Source organism: Longimicrobiales bacterium (assembly GCA_035764935.1).
GTDB lineage: Bacteria > Gemmatimonadota > Gemmatimonadetes > Longimicrobiales > RSA9 > DASTYK01.
The window spans coordinates 17878-33631 of sequence record DASTYK010000185.1; the positions used below are offsets into that span (position 1 = coordinate 17878).

At 68.5% G+C, this 15754-nt stretch carries 14 protein-coding genes; 5 read left to right on the plus strand and 9 right to left on the minus strand.

Features of this window, described 5'->3' with window-relative positions:
* Positions 1-148: 148 nt before the first annotated feature.
* Entirely contained in the window at positions 149-922 is a 774-nt protein-coding gene (locus tag VFU06_16325; protein HEU5210963.1) for a lytic transglycosylase domain-containing protein, read from the minus strand.
* Positions 923-1238: 316 nt separating this feature from the next.
* Between VFU06_16325 and VFU06_16330 the strand changes: the two genes are divergently transcribed.
* Positions 1239-2075 carry a neutral zinc metallopeptidase gene (locus VFU06_16330; protein HEU5210964.1) on the plus strand — a complete coding sequence of 279 codons (837 nt, stop codon included), beginning with the start codon at positions 1239-1241 and terminating at the stop codon, positions 2073-2075.
* Between the two features lie 17 nt (positions 2076-2092).
* Here VFU06_16330 and VFU06_16335 read toward each other — a convergent pair whose 3' ends face one another.
* From VFU06_16335 to VFU06_16350, 4 genes are all read right to left on the minus strand, one after another.
* Positions 2093-4771, minus strand: coding sequence for an ADOP family duplicated permease (locus VFU06_16335; GenBank protein HEU5210965.1), 2679 nt, complete (start codon positions 4769-4771; stop codon positions 2093-2095).
* Positions 4772-4808: 37 nt separating this feature from the next.
* Positions 4809-5159, minus strand: coding sequence for a PadR family transcriptional regulator (locus VFU06_16340; GenBank protein ID HEU5210966.1), 351 nt, complete (start codon positions 5157-5159; stop codon positions 4809-4811).
* Between the two features lie 198 nt (positions 5160-5357).
* Positions 5358-6251 carry an Hsp33 family molecular chaperone HslO gene (hslO, locus tag VFU06_16345; protein HEU5210967.1) on the minus strand — a complete coding sequence of 298 codons (894 nt, stop codon included), beginning with the start codon at positions 6249-6251 and terminating at the stop codon, positions 5358-5360.
* 67 nt (positions 6252-6318) lie between these two features.
* A complete protein-coding gene (locus VFU06_16350; GenBank protein HEU5210968.1) occupies positions 6319-6711 on the minus strand; it encodes a co-chaperone GroES family protein in 393 nt (130 codons plus the stop codon).
* A gap of 207 nt (positions 6712-6918) precedes the next feature.
* Here VFU06_16350 and VFU06_16355 point away from each other — a divergent pair, with 207 nt between their 5' ends.
* Positions 6919-7107 (plus strand): hypothetical protein, encoded by a 189-nt coding sequence (locus VFU06_16355; GenBank protein ID HEU5210969.1) that lies wholly within the window; start codon positions 6919-6921, stop codon positions 7105-7107.
* A gap of 58 nt (positions 7108-7165) precedes the next feature.
* Here the strand turns inward: VFU06_16355 and VFU06_16360 are convergent, their stop codons facing one another.
* From VFU06_16360 to VFU06_16375, 4 genes are all read right to left on the minus strand, one after another.
* Positions 7166-8455 carry a hypothetical protein gene (locus tag VFU06_16360; protein HEU5210970.1) on the minus strand — a complete coding sequence of 430 codons (1290 nt, stop codon included), beginning with the start codon at positions 8453-8455 and terminating at the stop codon, positions 7166-7168.
* Positions 8455-9231 (minus strand): AraC family transcriptional regulator, encoded by a 777-nt coding sequence (locus tag VFU06_16365; protein ID HEU5210971.1) that lies wholly within the window; start codon positions 9229-9231, stop codon positions 8455-8457. Before VFU06_16365 ends, VFU06_16360 begins: the two co-directional genes overlap by 1 nt.
* A gap of 140 nt (positions 9232-9371) precedes the next feature.
* The gene (locus VFU06_16370) at positions 9372-11234 is read right to left on the minus strand and encodes an acyl-CoA dehydrogenase family protein (protein HEU5210972.1); all 1863 of its coding nucleotides are present in this window, start codon (positions 11232-11234) and stop codon (positions 9372-9374) included.
* A 320-nt stretch (positions 11235-11554) separates the two neighbouring features.
* On the minus strand, positions 11555-12724 hold the full coding sequence (locus VFU06_16375) for an acyl-CoA dehydrogenase (protein ID HEU5210973.1): 1170 nt from the start codon (positions 12722-12724) through the stop codon (positions 11555-11557).
* 537 nt (positions 12725-13261) lie between these two features.
* Here VFU06_16375 and VFU06_16380 point away from each other — a divergent pair.
* The 3 genes from VFU06_16380 to VFU06_16390 all read left to right on the plus strand — a co-directional run bounded on the left by VFU06_16380 (position 13262) and on the right by VFU06_16390 (position 15754).
* Positions 13262-13498, plus strand: coding sequence for a histidine kinase dimerization/phospho-acceptor domain-containing protein (locus VFU06_16380; protein ID HEU5210974.1), 237 nt, complete (start codon positions 13262-13264; stop codon positions 13496-13498).
* Positions 13499-13586: 88 nt separating this feature from the next.
* Complete coding sequence (gene gcvH, locus VFU06_16385; GenBank protein ID HEU5210975.1) at positions 13587-13976, plus strand: glycine cleavage system protein GcvH; 390 nt, start codon at positions 13587-13589, stop codon at positions 13974-13976.
* Positions 13977-14149: 173 nt separating this feature from the next.
* Positions 14150-15754, plus strand: coding sequence for an ABC transporter substrate-binding protein (locus VFU06_16390; GenBank protein HEU5210976.1), 1605 nt, complete (start codon positions 14150-14152; stop codon positions 15752-15754).

The window sequence follows — 15754 nt, forward strand, 5'->3', positions numbered from 1 at the left end:
ACGGTTCCGCGACCGGAACGGTTGGCAAAACGACCGGGGCATCCGGACATCCGCTGAGAGTGACCGCTCTCTGTGAGGATGTCGGGATGCCCCGTCTGTTTTCGTATCGTGGATGATGCAGCGTCAGTGCGTCATCCCGCTCGCGTGCTCAGGGTGCTGCCGCGCGTCCCGCAGTCCGGGCGCGTGCCCGCGCATTGCTCAGCTCGCGTTCGATCTGGACGCGCACGCGCTGGATCTTGTCCGGATAGGTGTGGCAGTTCGGCGTGTTCGTGCCGCGCACGCAGCCGTTGTAGCCCAGCAGTGCGCGCCGCTCGTCGCCGCCGAAGCGGTCGTAGTAGTACTCGAGGATGCGCGTGCCGTTGCACAGGTTGGCATTGATGTCGTACAGGTCGGTGCCGCACGCGCGCCAGTGGCCCGACCAGAACGGCATGATCTGCATCAGGCCGCGCGCACCGACCGGACTCGTCGCCCTGGGCCGGCCGCCGCTCTCGATCAGGATCACCGAGATCACGGTCTCGATGGGCAGCCCCTGCGCCGACGCATGCTCGACAAGTGGCCACGCGATCTGCCGCGCGTTCTCCTGGGGAATCCCGCGGTTGCGCAGCACGCGCTCGACAGGCTCTACGTGCTCGCGGTAAGCGGAGATGTAATCCTCCGTCACCGACCCGCTCGAGCGCACGCCCCGCAGCCGGTCGCTGAGTGCACGCAGCTCGATGCGCGTGCCCTCGCTGAGCACGATCTCACCCGACTCCGGCACATCGAGCTTGCTGCCCGTCAGGTTGCCGACACCAAGGCCCGCAAACAGCAGCACCGGCGCGACCAGCGGCAGCGCGCGAACACGCCGCCACAGCCGCTCCAGGTCGTCGACCAGGGTCGTGCGCTGGCTCAGCCCCTCTTCGGACGTTTTCCGTTTCAGCAGCATTGCGTTTCGGTCAGGGTGATCCGGGACGTCGGAAAATGCCAGCGGCGGGGTTCAGGCACAACCTTTTTCTGTGTAAAAGCCGGGGCCGCAAGCATTTACGAGGCATTTCGCACCCTTCTTCCGCCTGCGCTCACGCACGGCGCGTGAACATTGTTCCGGAGCCCGCTACCCTTTTCACGACGTCGCGTCCGGCGACGTGTCACGGAGAAAATGCGTGTGCCGCCGCTGCGAGCGAGGCACGGAGGGTGGCGCCCTGCTTGCAATGCCGCAAGGGTGGCAGGCCGAACCGCGACCGGATCACGCAAAGAGGTACAGCATGAGGTGGAGAGGCGGGCGCCGCAGCACGAACGTGCAGGATCGGCGCGGGATGCGGGTTGGGCTGGCGGGTGGTGGAATCGGCGCCGTCGTTCTCACGATCGTGGCACTGCTGCTCGGCGTCGACCCGAACGACATCGCGATGCCGGAGTCCGGGCCGTCTGCCTCCGCGCCACCGCCCGGCGCCGGTACGCCGGCCGATTCGCTCGCGGAGTTCGTCCAGGTCGTGCTGGGCAGCACGGAGGACGTGTGGGGGGAGTTGTTCCCGGGGGCCTTCAACAGCGCGTATCCGGAGCCGACGCTGGTCCTTTTCAGTGGCGCTACGCAGTCCGGCTGCGGCTTCGCCCAGTCGGCGGTCGGGCCGTTCTACTGCCCGCTCGATCAGACCGTGTACATCGATCTCTCGTTCTATGACGACCTGCACCGGCGACTTGGCGCGCCTGGCGATTTTGCGCAGGCGTATGTCATCGCCCACGAGGTCGGCCACCACGTGCAGAACGTGCTGGGCGTGATGGACCAGGTCGAATCGATGAAGCAGCAGGGCTACGACGCCAACGAGCTGAGCGTCCGGACCGAGCTCATGGCGGACTGCCTGGCAGGCGTGTGGGCCTACCACGGGAACCGGCAGCGCAGCTTCATCGAGCCGGGCGACGTGGAGGAGGCACTCGGCGCGGCTGCCGCGATCGGAGACGACCGGCTGCAGCGTCAGTCACAGGGGTACGTGGTGCCGGACTCCTTCACGCACGGCTCGTCCGAACAGCGAGTCCGCTGGTTCCGACAGGGGCTGGGGAGCGGCGACATCAATCGCTGTGACACGTTCGCGGCCGCGTCGCTGTAGTCTGGCCGCGGATGATGTCACTCCGCCTTGAGCGCCTCCATCGGTCGCACGCGTGCCGCCCGCATGGCGGGCAGCCAGCTTGCGAACGCCGCAACCAGCAGCAGCACGCCCGCGACGACGGCGTACGTCAGGGTATCCCTGCCTGACACGTGGAAGAGCAACGGCTCGATCCGTCCTGCGAGCAGCACGGCGACGAGCAGTCCCGCCGCGATGCCGGCCATGGTCACCCGTATCCCCCGACCGACGATCATGGCGAGGAGCCGGGAATGCTGCGCGCCCAGGGCGGTGCGCAGCCCCAGTTCGCGCGTGCGCTGCGCGACGTCGAATGCGAGCACCGAATACAATCCCACCGCAGCAACGAGCAGCGCCAGCAGCCCGAATGCAGTGAACAGCGTGGCGCCCAGCTGCCAGGAGCGGGTGAGCGGCTCCATCCGCTCGGCGAACGGATGGATGTCGACGAAGCTGATTCGATTGTCCAGTGCGAGGATCTCGCGACGGACGGCCGCCATCACCGCCGCCTCGTTCCCGGCCGCGCGCAGCATGAGCGTGGCGCCTGCGAACTGCTCCGCGACCTCGGCGCCGGCCGGCAGCGTGACGTAGTACTGCATGTAAGGATCCTCGTCGAACTCGGCCGCCGTGGCGTCCTCGACAACGCCGGCGATCTCGATGCACGGCGTCTCCTCACCGCTGACGCTCATGTAGATGCAGCGACCGATCGGGTCGCCGTACGAGCCGATCTCGCGGGCCATCGTCTCGTTCACGACGGCAGCGTACGCGCTCCCGTCGCCGAGACCCCGGCCACGTACCACATCCATCCGCGTGGTCTCCAGGTATCCCGGTGAGACCACGTGCACGTGCGCACCGCCGGTCGGCAGAGACCGCAGCGAGTCCACGCCATCGATCCGGATGCCGTAGACGAGGTACGACCAGAACGGCATCGACGAGGTGAACGCGGCGCTCTCGACGCCCGGCAGCTGCCCGACACGCTCGAGGATCTGTCGCTCCAGGCGAAGCTGCTCCGCCGGTGGGATCGCGTTGCGCGGTGTGCTCATGTTCGCGTACAGCAGCCCTTCCGGCTCGTAGCCGTGGTCGACACCGCCCGCGTTCGCCATGCTGCGCACGAACAGCCCCGCCCCGATCAGCAGCAGCACGGACAGCGCAGCCTGCGCAAAGGAGAGCGCCGTTCGCACACGGAGCGCGCTGCGCGTGATGCCCCCGGCACTCGTCCGCAGCACGTCGACCACGTCGCGCCGGGCCGCCTGCAGCGCAGGCACCACGGCCGACAGGACGCCGGCGAGGAGAGCGAGCGCCCCGGTCGCGAGGAGCACCGTCGTGCTGAGGCCCAGGTCACTCCATGCGACGTCCGGCAGCAGCAGCCTGCGCAGCGCGCCGCCGCCCCACCACGCGACCGCCAGGGCCGCCGCGCCGCCGAGCAGGCCGAGCAGCGCACCCTCGAGCAGGATCCGCCCCACCAGCCGGCCGCGCCCGACGCCGAGCGCCAGCTGGATCCCGATCTCGCGCTGCCGACGCAGCATGCGCGCAAACAGGAGGTTCGCAACGTTGATGCATGCGATCAGCAGCACGACGAGCGCGACACCGGCCAGCCAGCGTGCGACTGCCGGCTCGCTGCCGACACCCGGGCGCTCCGCAACCACCAGCGGATACGCCTCGATGCGTGTGTCCGCACCGTAATTGCCCTCCGCGATCTGCGACTCGCGTCCCGCGACGTGCAGCGCCGTGGCCTCCGCACCGGCCTGCGCGGGCGTCACGCCTTCCGCGCGCCGCACGAGTGTCCGCATCCACCACCAGTTGCGCGAGTCGGCCCAGCCCTCGGGAGCGAGGTCGCCCTGCGCGACCTCGAGCGGGAACCACAGCTCTGCCGGCGTCAGGTCGATCGTCGTCAGACCCTGCGGTGCGACTCCGATGATGGTGTACGGATTGCCGGCGAGCTGCACTGTTCGGCCAAGAACGTCCGATGCACCACCGAGCTGGCGTTGCCAGTAACCGTATCCGACCACGGCTACGCGCTCACCGCCCAGGCGCGACTCCTCGTCCGTGAAGAACCTTCCGACGTGCGGACGGACACCGATCAGGTCGAAATAGTCGCCCGTCGCAAGCACCGTCCGGGCCAGGTGCGCCGATTCGCCATGGCCGATCGTCAGCTCGCGCGGCGCGTACCCTGCAACGGCGGAGAACGACTTCGCCCCATGCAGGTCCCTGTAGTCCGGGTACGTCATGTACTCCGTCTGCGAGCGTTCACCACGCGGTTCGTCGAGCCGGTCGATGACGACCCGGTTCACGTCATCCGCCGCAACGACATGATCCGGCGGACGCAGCATCAGTCGATCGATGATCTGCAGAATCGTCGCATTCGCGCCCACACCGAGGGCGAATACGACGACGATGCCGATCGTCATGCCCGGCGTGCGCGTGAGCCCTCGCACCGCCTCCCGCACCGCCTCGCCTGCAGCTCCCAGTCGCCCGCTCCAACGCATACGCCGCTCCCGGCTACGGTTCAGGTTCAGCAGCTCCCGGCGATAGCGCGTCTCGTCACCAAAGCGGCGGTGTACCTCCGACTCCGCCGCCGGTCGCGTCCAGCCGCGACGCACCAGGTCGTCCACCGCTTCCGCGAAGTGGAACGCCAGCTCCTCGCTGACATCGCGCTCCACACTGCCGAGACGCAGCATTGGCCTCATGCACGTTCCTCGATCTGTCGATGAACCGCCGCATCACTCACGTACTGGCAATCTCCGCCGGCGCGTGCAGCACCTTCGAGACGGCTTCCGCGTACCGCTTCCACGCACTCGCCTTCCGCTCCAGCTGGTCCCGGCCACGTGCCGTCAGCGTGTAGTACTTCGCACGCCGGTTGGACTCGGACAGCCCCCACTCCGCCGCAACCCAGCCGCGTCGCTCGATCCGGTGCAGTGCGGCGTACAGGGCGCCGTCCTCGATCTCCAGCACGCCGTCCGTCGCGTCCCGCACCCAGCGCGCTACGGCATAGCCGTGGCGCGCGCCGAAGATCAGCGCCTTCAGTACGAGCAGGTCAAGTGTGCCCTGGAGCAGGTTCAGATCCTCGTCGCGCATCGCCGTTCCCCTCAAGTGTTGAGGGAAGGATGCCGCCAGGTGCCGGGTGTGGAACAGGGACGTGGGACGAACGACGGGAGAGGCAGGGCGAGAGGTCGGCAGGTTCGGTCGGAGCTGTGCTGGCGGGGCGGCGCCAGCGAGGTCCGCCCTGCAGGCGATCATGCGGGGCAGGGCCTGCGATCACCGCCCCGCCGCCGGTCAGGCGGCGCGGCGCGCGAGCTCCCTCAGCTCTTCGTCGGTGAAGGAGTAGGCCCTGAGGCAGAACTCGCACTTCAGTTCGGCGCCCGTGTCGTCGGGGCGCTCGCGCAGCTCCTCGATCTGGTCGGCGCCGAGCAGCAGCAGGGCGCGCTCGGCGCGTTCGCGGCTGCACGGGCAGTGGAAGCTGACAGGCTTCCGGTCGAGGACGGTGAAGCCGGCGTCGCCGAAGATCCGGTCGAGGATGTTTTCCGGAGTCTCGTGCTGCCTGAGCATGGTGGTGGGGTGCGGCATCGCCCGCACCGCAGTCTCGATCGCGATCGCATCGCGGTCGCTCATGCCGGGCATGAGCTGCACGATGTAGCCGCCCGCGGCCTCGATGGACTCGTCGGGCTGCACGAAGACACCGATGCCGACGGCGGACGGGACCTGCTCGCTGGTCGCCAGGTAATGCGCCAGGTCTTCACCGATCTCGCCGCTCACGATGCCGACGGTCCCGCTGTACGGCTGGCGCATTCCGAGATCCTTGGTGACGGTGAGCCGGCCATCGGTGCCCACGGCGCCGCGCACGTTCAGCTTGCCGTTGCGGACCTGCTCGACGTTGGGGCGCGGTGTAGCGACCAGGCCGCGCACCTCGCCTTTGCCGTTCGCGGATGCGAGCAGGGTCCCCGCGGGCCCGTCGCCCTGCACACGGATGGTTACGAGCTGGTCGTCCTCCTTCAGCATGGCGCCGAAGAGAAGTGCGCCCGTCGAGAGGCGCCCGAGGGCGGCGCTCACCGCGGGCTCCGTCTGATGCCGTGACGTGAGCTCACCCACGACGTCCGTCGCATCGACGGCGAACGCGCGCACGAGCCCGTCATAGGCGGAAGCGCGGACGAGGTAGTTCCGGTTCTGCATGCTGCCCTCATTCAAAACGAACCGGCCCCGATATGCGGGGCCGGCAGATATCACGGCTGTGTGCCGCCTACCAGCGGTCTTCGGGCGGCGGTTCACGTACGAGCCCGAGGATCGCCGCCTGTGGCACGACGAGGAATTTCCTGCCTTCGAACGTGATCTCGACAGCGGCGCGTCGGAAGAAGATCGCGTAGTCGCCGACCTGCGCCTGTACCGGCAGGAACCGCGGTTCGCCGCCGGACATCTTCCACGGCTCGTCGCCGAGGTCGGTCGGAGCGGAGATGGGCGTGCCCGGCCCGACCGCTACCACCGTGCCCGTCTGCACGGCCTGCGCATCCACCGCCGATGGCGGCAGGTACAGGCCCACGCGGCTGCGGTCCTCGCCTTCCTCGGGGGAAATCAGGACGCGATCGCCAACGACGATCAGCCGCTTGGATCCGGAGTCTGAGTTGTTCGCTGTCATGGCCGACTAATAACCCCGTGTGCGTGACAAGTTTCGGCGTCCGCGAACGCGATAATCGCGGATGGCAGCCGGTCGATGCCGCCTCGCGCGACCGGTCACGCGCGCCGCGTCGTCCATCGTGGTTCGCCGTGACGGCCGCTTGGGCCATGGGCGCGCGCGGATCCGCGTCGCAGCTTGCCGTGCGGTCTCAGCCACGAGGAGGCGGGAATGCGGCAGGACGAGGACGACCGGCGCGCCTACACGTTCCTGCTCGACCCGGTGCTGGTCGAGCGCGCGCGACGGGAGGTCGGCGAGAACGACGTCGTTCGCAGCATCGAGGCGGCCTTGGCGGCGGCCATCGACTACCACATGTGGGTGCGCGAGGTCGCGGCCGGAAAGCGGGACGTGCTGTCCTGACGAGGCGCCGCCGTCGGTCCGGCTCGCGGCGCCCCGGAAGGAGCCTGGCGTGTCCTGCTCAGCGCCGCGCCTGCGTCACGACGCGCAACGCGCCCGCCGCGATCTCCGCCGCAAGCTCGCGCGTATCGTCGGCCGGCGCCGGGGGATGGTGCAGCCCCGCCAGGATGACGCCGTCGTGGTGCGCGGCGGCCACGGTGCACAGCTCCTGGGCGCGGCTCTTCAGGCGCGGGTCACCGTGCGCGTCGGCCAGGTTCAGCGTGGCGTTCGCGTGTGCGAGGCCGCGCTCGGCATCGCCGGCCAGCACGCAGGCGCGGCCCAGCTCGAGCAGGAAGCCGGCGCGCTGACCATCGTGCAGCTCCAGAACCTCGCGCATTGCACGATCGTGGCGATCCCGGAACCCGGCGGCGTCGCCGCTCTCGGCGGCGGAGACGGCGGCGCGCGTGAGCGGTGCCGCCCGCTCTGCCGAACCGATGGCGGACTGCGCGAGGGCGCCGTAACACGCGTCGGCGCCGTCGTAGAGGCGGAGCAGGCGCAGCCCATCCGCAATGCTGATCAGCAGTCGCCGGCGACGCTCGATGTCATTGATCCGGTGCAGCGCAAACCACCCCTCGTGCACGGCCACTTCGGTGTGACCCGCCGCCAGTGCGGTTGCAGCGAGCGCTTCGGCTCCGTCGGCCAGCAGCAGCTCGTCCTTCCATTCGGCGACGCGCTTGCGCACGCCGGCCAGGAGTCGTGCCGCCTCGTTCTGATCGCCGCGCACGTGGTACAGTGTGGCCAGCTCGGTCACGGCGTTCGCCCATGCCGCGCGGAAGCTGGGTGGCGCGGCGCGCTCTGTCGCCTGCGTGCTCCACTCCTCGGCCTCGTGCCAGCGGCCGCTCTTGCGGGCGAGTCGTGCGAGCGACGTACACGCCCGCGCCTCCACGCCCGGATTCGCGTGCGCGCCAGCCGCGAGTGCGGTATGCGCGAACTCCGTCGCTGCTTCGTAATGGGAGCGCGCCTCCGCCATTGCCGAAACATCGAGCGCCGCGAGCGCCACGCGCTCGGGGACGCGCGTGCCCACGGCGTTCAGAAACGAGCGCAGGCGCGCCTGCTCGAGCGCACTCGCCGGCATGGTGTCGAGCACCGCACGCACGGCAGCGATCTGTCGGTCGTGCGAGTCGAACGGCACGTCGAAGCCGCGATCGACCAGGCGGCGCACCGGCCGGAGAGCGAGGAAGAAGAGGCGCATCCGGTTCGCGAGCTCGGTGTCGCGCTCGCGACCGTTCAGCTCGCGCAGCACGCACCATCCCGGGATCGCCTGTGTGCGAGGCGGCAGCGGGAGCGCAGCAATCCGATCGTAGCGGGCCATCAGGGACCTCCTCTCGGCCGGGCGTGGCACTCGACTGCAAAGCTCTCGAGGGCCTGATCGAATGCCTCGGGGTTGCGCAGCGGCGTCGGTCGACCGCCGATCGTCGCCTTGATCGCACGACGGAACGCCGCGCCGGACGAGTAGCCGAGCTGTGATGCGACGCTCTCGACGCTGCGTCCCTCCTCGAGCAGCCAGCGCAGGCCGAAGAGAACGCGCAGCCAGAGCAGCAGCCGCCCCGGCGTGGGGAGCTGCATCACCTCGCAGCGCCGCTCCAGCGTCGAGATCGAGTAGCGGAACGACGCGGCGAGCTCGGGGACCTGGATCCCGTCCGGAATCCGCTCGGCCGCGGTCGTGATCAGCTCCAGCCCACTCTCGTCGATCCGCCCCTGCAGCCGATCACGCAGCAGGTGCGGCAGCGTTGCCTGCAGCGACGCATCGATCACTTCGGAAATGAGCGCGGCATCGGTGGCATCCTGCGTCAGCACGATCTCGCGCGCACCCGCCTTGCCGATGCGGAACAGCTCGCGTCCATCCGGATCGCCCCAGCTCACGAGCGGCGTGAGCGGGAACCGCTGGGCGAAGCGGTACACGCGCAGCGCGCCATCCTTGCGCGGCTCGGCGTGCAGGTCGGTCACGACGACGGCAACAGGACGGTCGCGGACCAGCGCGTTCAGGCCGCGCCAGGAATCCGCCCAGAGCAGACGATGCTCACCGGCCGCGTGCATCAGCGCACTGCGATCGGCTTCGTTCGGAAGAAGCGCTGCGATGAACGCCATGCGAATCGTCCGTGCTCACGGGCACACAATGCGCCGCCCCACGGGAGTGTGGAGCGGCGCCCTGCACCGGGAATAATGAGATGACCCGCCCGAGTTGCTCCTGCTGCGCCGGGGCGGACGGCGATGTCGGACCGCAGGCGTCAGTCCGCCACGTCGCTCTCCAGCCAGCGATACCTGCCGTCCAGCACGTCCTGCGCTAGACGGTAGGCGAACCGGTCATGATTGCTGAATGTGTTCCGGAACGACGAGGCGATCCGCTTGCGCGCCTGGCGACAGAACAGGTCAGCGAGCCGAAGCGGTGTGCGGTCCGACGGGTTCCTTTCCACCATGGCGTGCGCGTACACGCACACGGCCGACATCGCGAACAGCTCCGCACCGACATCGACCAGCCGGAACAGCACCGACTGCCGCTTCTCCAGCTTCGGGCCGAACCGCGCCATCGCGTACAACAGCGTGCGCCCGAGCTTGCGCGACGTCCGCTCGACGTAACGCAGGTGCTCCGCGAGCACACCATAGCCGCCGAAGCGCGGCCAGCGCCCCCAGCCGGCAACAAGACCCGGCACCCAGCCGGCAAAGTGCGCGCCCAGGCTGGCCGCGCCCTTCACCTTGTCACCCAGCTCCGCCTTCGGATCGATCATGCCGCCGGCGCGCTGCAGGTGCGGATCCACCGCCTCACGTGCGATGAACAGACGCATGATCTCGCTGGACCCCTCGAAGATCATGTTGATCCGCAGATCGCGCATCACACGCTCCAGCGGAACGCCCTCCTCACCGCGCGACTTCAGCGACGCCGACGTTTCATAGCCGCGGCCGCCACGGATCTGCATCGTCTCGTCGACGACGTGCCACGCAGCCTCGGAGTTGAACATCTTCGCAAGCGCGGCCTCCAGGCGGATGTCGCTCTTGCCGGCATCCGCGAGGCCCGCGGCAAGTGTGTTCACCGCATCCATGGCGAACGAGTACGCCGCAATGTCCGCGAGCTTCTGCGCAACTGCGTCGTGCTTGCCGACCGGCGCGCCCCACTGCACGCGCTCCGCTGCAAACTCGCGCGCGACACGAAGACACCAGCGCCCCGCTGCAGCAGACGTGGCAGGAATCGTCAGACGACCGGTGTTCAGCGTGATCAGCGCGAGCTTGAGACCGCGGCCCTCGCCCCAGAGCACGTTCTCCTTCGGAACACGCACGTCGCGGAACCGGAGCAGCGCGTTCTCGATGCCGCGCAGCCCCATGAACTCCAGCCGGTGCGTGACCTCCACGCCGGGCATGTCACGCTCGACGATGAAGGCGGTGATGCCCGGCCGCTTGCCGTCGCGCGCCGGCGTGCGCGCCATCACGACCATGATCTCCGCGATCGGGCCGTTGGTGCACCACAGCTTCTCGCCGTTCAGGATGTACGCGTCCCCATCCGGCGTGGGCTCGGCCGTCGCTTCCATGCGCGCCGGGTCGGAACCGACGTCCGGCTCCGTCAATGCAAACGCGGAAACGGCACCGGCCGCCAGGCGCGGCAGGTACTTCTGCTTCTGCGCCTCCGTGCCGAACATCTTCAGCGGCTGCGGCACGCCGATCGACTGGTGCGCAGAAAGCAGCACGCCCAGCGCGGAACACGCCGTGCTCAGATACGCGATCGCCGCGTTGTAGCTTGTCTGGGATAGCTCGAGACCGCCGTACTTCTGCGGGATCTTGATGCCGAACGCGCCGATCGCAGCAAGGTCGGAGAGGATCTCGTCGGGAACACGGCCGGTGCGGTCCACCTCGTCCGCGTCGACCTTCGCGGCGACGACCTTCAACTTCTCCATGAAGGCGGCCGCACGCTCCCGCTCCGCAGGATCCGTCGGGCCCGGCAACGGGTGAATCAGATCGAGACGCAGTCGCCCGAGGAACAGCTCACGCACGAAGCTCGGCTTCGACCACTCGGTTTCGCGCGCCGCCTCGGCGACCTGTCGCGCCTCCTGCTCGGAAACACCACGACGCGGCGCTTCCACCGCCTGCCTGGTCGCACTCATCGATCCACCTCCAGTGCGCGGAGCCGCACGCGGCCCGCACACATTGACCCCACCCCCGTATCCGGCCCCTCGTCCAAAATTAGGTCGAAGAGCGTCACGATACAATGAAGGTGAGAGGCGGGCCCGGGGCCCGGGGCCCTGGGCCTGGGCGGGGGAACGAGCTGGACGGGCCGGCGGGGCCGTCTGGGCGAAATTGGTATCCGCCCACATCCCGCCGTTCAGACGCCCCGACGGCCCCAACGGCCCCAACGGCCCGCCTCTCCACCGCGAAACCCGGGCCCTGGGCCCTGGGCCCTGGGCCCTGGGCCCCGGCCCGCCTCTCACCTCAGGATATACTTCGCGATCGTCTGCTTCTGCATGTTCGTGGTACCCTCGTAGATCGTGCCGATCTTGGCGTCGCGGTAGAACTTTTCGACCGGGTACTCACGCGTGAAGCCGTTGCCGCCGAAGAGGTCGATGCAGGTCGAGGCGATCTTCTGCGCGGCTTCGGAGGCGAACAGCTTGGCGATTGCGGCTTCCACGACGAACGGCTGGCCGGCGTCCTTCAGGCGCGCGGCGTTGTAGACCAGCAGGCGGGCGGCCTCGAGCTGCGTCCGCATCTCTGCGAGCTGGAACTGCACCCCCTGGAAGTCACCGATCGGGTGGCCGAACTGCTCGCGCTCCTGGACGTAGCGCAGCGTGTGGTCGAGCGCGCCCTGCGCGAGGCCGACCATCTGGGCACCGATCCCGATGCGCCCCTCGTTGAGGGTCTCGATCGCAATCTTGTAGCCCTTGCCGACCTCGCCGAGCACGTTGCCCTTCGGCACGCGGCAGCCGTCCAGGATCAGCTCGGTCGTGGACGACGCACGGATGCCGAGCTTGTCCTCCTTCTTGCCGACCGCGAAGCCGTCGAAGTCGCGCTCGACCAGGAAGGCGGTGATGCCGCGGTAGCCGGCGTCGGGATCGACGTTGGCGAAGATGATGAAGAGGCCCGCCTCGCCGCCGTTGGTGATCCAGAGCTTGCGGCCGTCGAGCACCCAGTGGTCCCCGTCGTCGCGCGCCCGGGTCTGCAGTGCAAATGCGTCGGAGCCGGAGCCTGCCTCGGACAGTGCGTACGCGCCCACGGTGTCGGAGGCGAGGGCAGGCAGGTACTTCTCCTGCACATCGGCGTTGCCGTACCGGATGACCGCGTTGTTGACCAGTGTGTTCTGCACGTCGACGAACACGCCGACGCTCGGATCGATGCGCGACAGCTCCTCGACGACGAGGACGGCAGTGAAGAACGAGGCACCCGCACCGCCCATTGCATCGGGAATCTCGATACCCATGAGTCCGAGCTCGAAGAGCTGCGGAGCCAGGTCGGCATCGAGGCGCGCCTGCTCGTCCATGTGCATGACGCGGGGGGCGATGGTGTCTTCCGCGAACTGGCGCACGGTTTCGCGGAACATCTGTTCTTCTTCCGTCAGCACGGTGAGCGGCGGACGAGTAAGATCGGGGAGTACGCTCGACATTTCGGATCACTCAGGGTTGACAGGCCAAAGCGGGGCAAATGTAGCGGGGGGAAACGAGGCGGGCGAGCGCCCGCGCATCCCGGAAAGGAATCGGCGCCGCCGGATGACTCCGACGGCGCCGTTCAACTGTTACCGCAAGCCCGACGCGATGCCGCGAAGGCAGCCGTCGTCAGATGCGGACAGAGGTGTTCGCTCGACTCGGCTCAGATGCCGGAGCGGCGATCGCTTGCCCGTGCCGGGTTGCGGAAACTGGTACTGGCCAAGGGATCACCTCCTTCGTTGAGTGGACGCAAGGGCGTGGACGCCGGCGGGCCCGGAGCCAGTGGCTGCTCCCTCCCGCGGTCCGCGCGCCGGCCCGACCTGGCGGCACCGGCTGCGGCCCTGACTCACCGCGGTGAGTCGCATGGAACGTAACCACGCCGGCCGGATGCTTCAAGCCCGTTGCGGCCAAGGAGTTGCTCCATTCGAGCGGCACTGGTTGGCCAACGGCTGGCGGGGCGTGTACAATGGCGTCTTCACTGTCGGAGACGAAGAGGAATGGAAGAGCAGCAGTATCGCGAGGTCGTCGACCTGGTTCGGCGCGTTCGCCATGACGCAAACAACCCGATCACGGCCGCACTGGGCCATGTCCAGTTGCTGCTCGAGGATCCGAGCGTGCCGGCCGGCGATACGCGTGAATCGCTCCGCGTGATCGAGAGCGAGCTGAAGCGACTGATCGATATCCTGCGGCGTCTGCAGAAGGTGCAGTACGATGACGGTGCGTCCGCGGATTGACGGGTCGCGCGCGTGAGATCTATTCTCCCGCGCATGTGACGGCTCGCCCTGCGGCCGTTCCGATCAACCGACCTGGAGGCGTGGCAACATGTCCGAGACACCGAACGATCTGCTCTATTCGGAGGAGCACGAGTACCTGAAGAAGAGCGACGAGGCGGGCGTCTATTTCGTCGGAATCACTGATTACGCGCAGGGTGAGCTGGGCGACGTCGTGTACGTCGAGCTGCCTTCGGTCGGAGAGACCTTCGGCAAGGCGGACGTCTTCGGCACGGTGGAAGCCGTGAAGGCGGTCAGCGATCTCTTCTGTCCGATCTCGGGCGAGATCGTGGCAGTCAACGAGGCGCTGGCGGACGACCCCAGTGTCGTCAACCGCGACCCGTATGGCGCGGGCTGGATGATCAAGCTGCGCGTCGAGGACGAGGGCCAGCTCGACACGCTGCTCGGCGCTGAAGAGTACCAGAAGCACACCGAGGCGTAGCGGCACCCTTGCACGGGGCGCATACGCTCCTTCCTCCGCCCGCCCACAACGCGCCGTGGTCCGGCACCTCTCTTGCGCGCGCGTGCCCGGCGCCCGCGGCCTGAGCGGCTGCTCCTGCCGGGCCGCCGGCGCGCTGATGGTACTGCATTCGGAAAACTCCAGGGAGGAACGGGATGGTTCGCAGCAAGATGACCCTGCGCACTGCGGCGGCCGCGGCCACGCTCGCACTGGTCACGGGGTGTGGCGGGGGCGACGGCGCCGGGGGCACGGGTGGTACCATCGTCGTGGGCATGCGTTCGGACTTCGGCGGGTTCAACCCGATCACGAGCGACGCGCTGTACTCGATGGAGCTGATGAACTATGCCCTTTTCACGCCGCTGATCCAGTACGACGAGAACCTGCAGCCGCGGCCCTGGCTCGCGGAATCCTGGCAGGAAGAGGGGGACACGGCGGTCGTGTTCCGGCTGCGCCGCGACGTCACCTGGCATGATGGTCAGAGGGTGACCGCCGAGGACGTCAAGTTCACGTTCGACCGGGCCAAGCTGCCCGAGTCCGCATCGCTCGTGGGCTCCGCGTTCCTCTCGAACGTGGAAAGCGCGACAGTGGTCGACAGCTTCACGATCCGGTTCGACTATGCCATGCCGCACGCGCAGGCGCTCGAGGATTTCTGGTGGGCCCCGGCGCCGAAGCATCTGCTCGAGGGCATCGCGCCGGCGGATATGCGCAATGCACCGTACAATCGTGCCCCGGTCGGCAGCGGGCCCTACCGGTTGACGGCGTGGGAGGCCAACCGGCAGCTCGTCATCGAGCCGTACGAGCAGTTCCCCCAGTCGCTGGGCGGCCCGCCGTCCGCGCGGCGTATCGTGTTCCGGATCATCCCCGAAGCGTCCACGCTGCTGACGGAGCTGATGACGGGCGGCGTGCACGTCGACATCCCGGTGATGCCCGACCAGGTGAACCAGGTCCAGGAAGGTGCGAGCACGAACCTGCTCTCCTTCCCGGGTCGCACCGTCTACTTCATCGGCTGGAACAACCAGCGTGCGCCGTTCGACGACGCCCGCGTTCGTCGCGGGCTGGCGCTGGCACTCGACCGCCAGGAGATCATCGACGCGCTGCTGTACGGGCAGGGCCAGGTCGCGACCAGCACCGTGCCGCCCTGGCATCCGCTGTATCCCGAGAACACGGAACCGCTGGCGCATGATCCGGCCGCGGCAGCGGCACTGCTCGAGGAGGCGGGCTGGACGGATGCGAATGGCGACGGCATCCGTGACAAGGACGGCCAGCCGCTCGAGTTCGAGCTGCTGGTGAGCGACGATGCGCTGCGGCGCGCGGTCGCGGAGGTCGTACAGGCGCAGCTGCGCGAGGTGGGCGCACGGGCGAACATCCGTGTCACGGAGTTCCAGACGATGCTGGCGGCGCATCGCGGGCGCGACTTCGATGCCGTCTTCACGAACTGGGTGCTCGACAACTTCCAGGTCGCCTCGGCGCCCAACGCGCTGCTGCACTCCTCGCAGGCGGATATCGAGAACTCGGCCAACCGCAGCAGTGTGCGCATCCCGGAGCTGGACGCTCTCATGGAGCGTGCGTCCGTCGCCAGCGATCCGGAGGCCGCCCGCCAGGCCTGGGGCGAGTTCACGCGCGTCGTGCAGCAGGAGCAGCCGATGACGTTCATGTTCTGGCTGAACGAGCTGGCCGGCGTGCGTGACGACGTGGGCGGCGTCGAGATGGACCCGCGCGGCGAGTTCCAGACCATTCGCGACTGGTCACTGGGCCGCTAG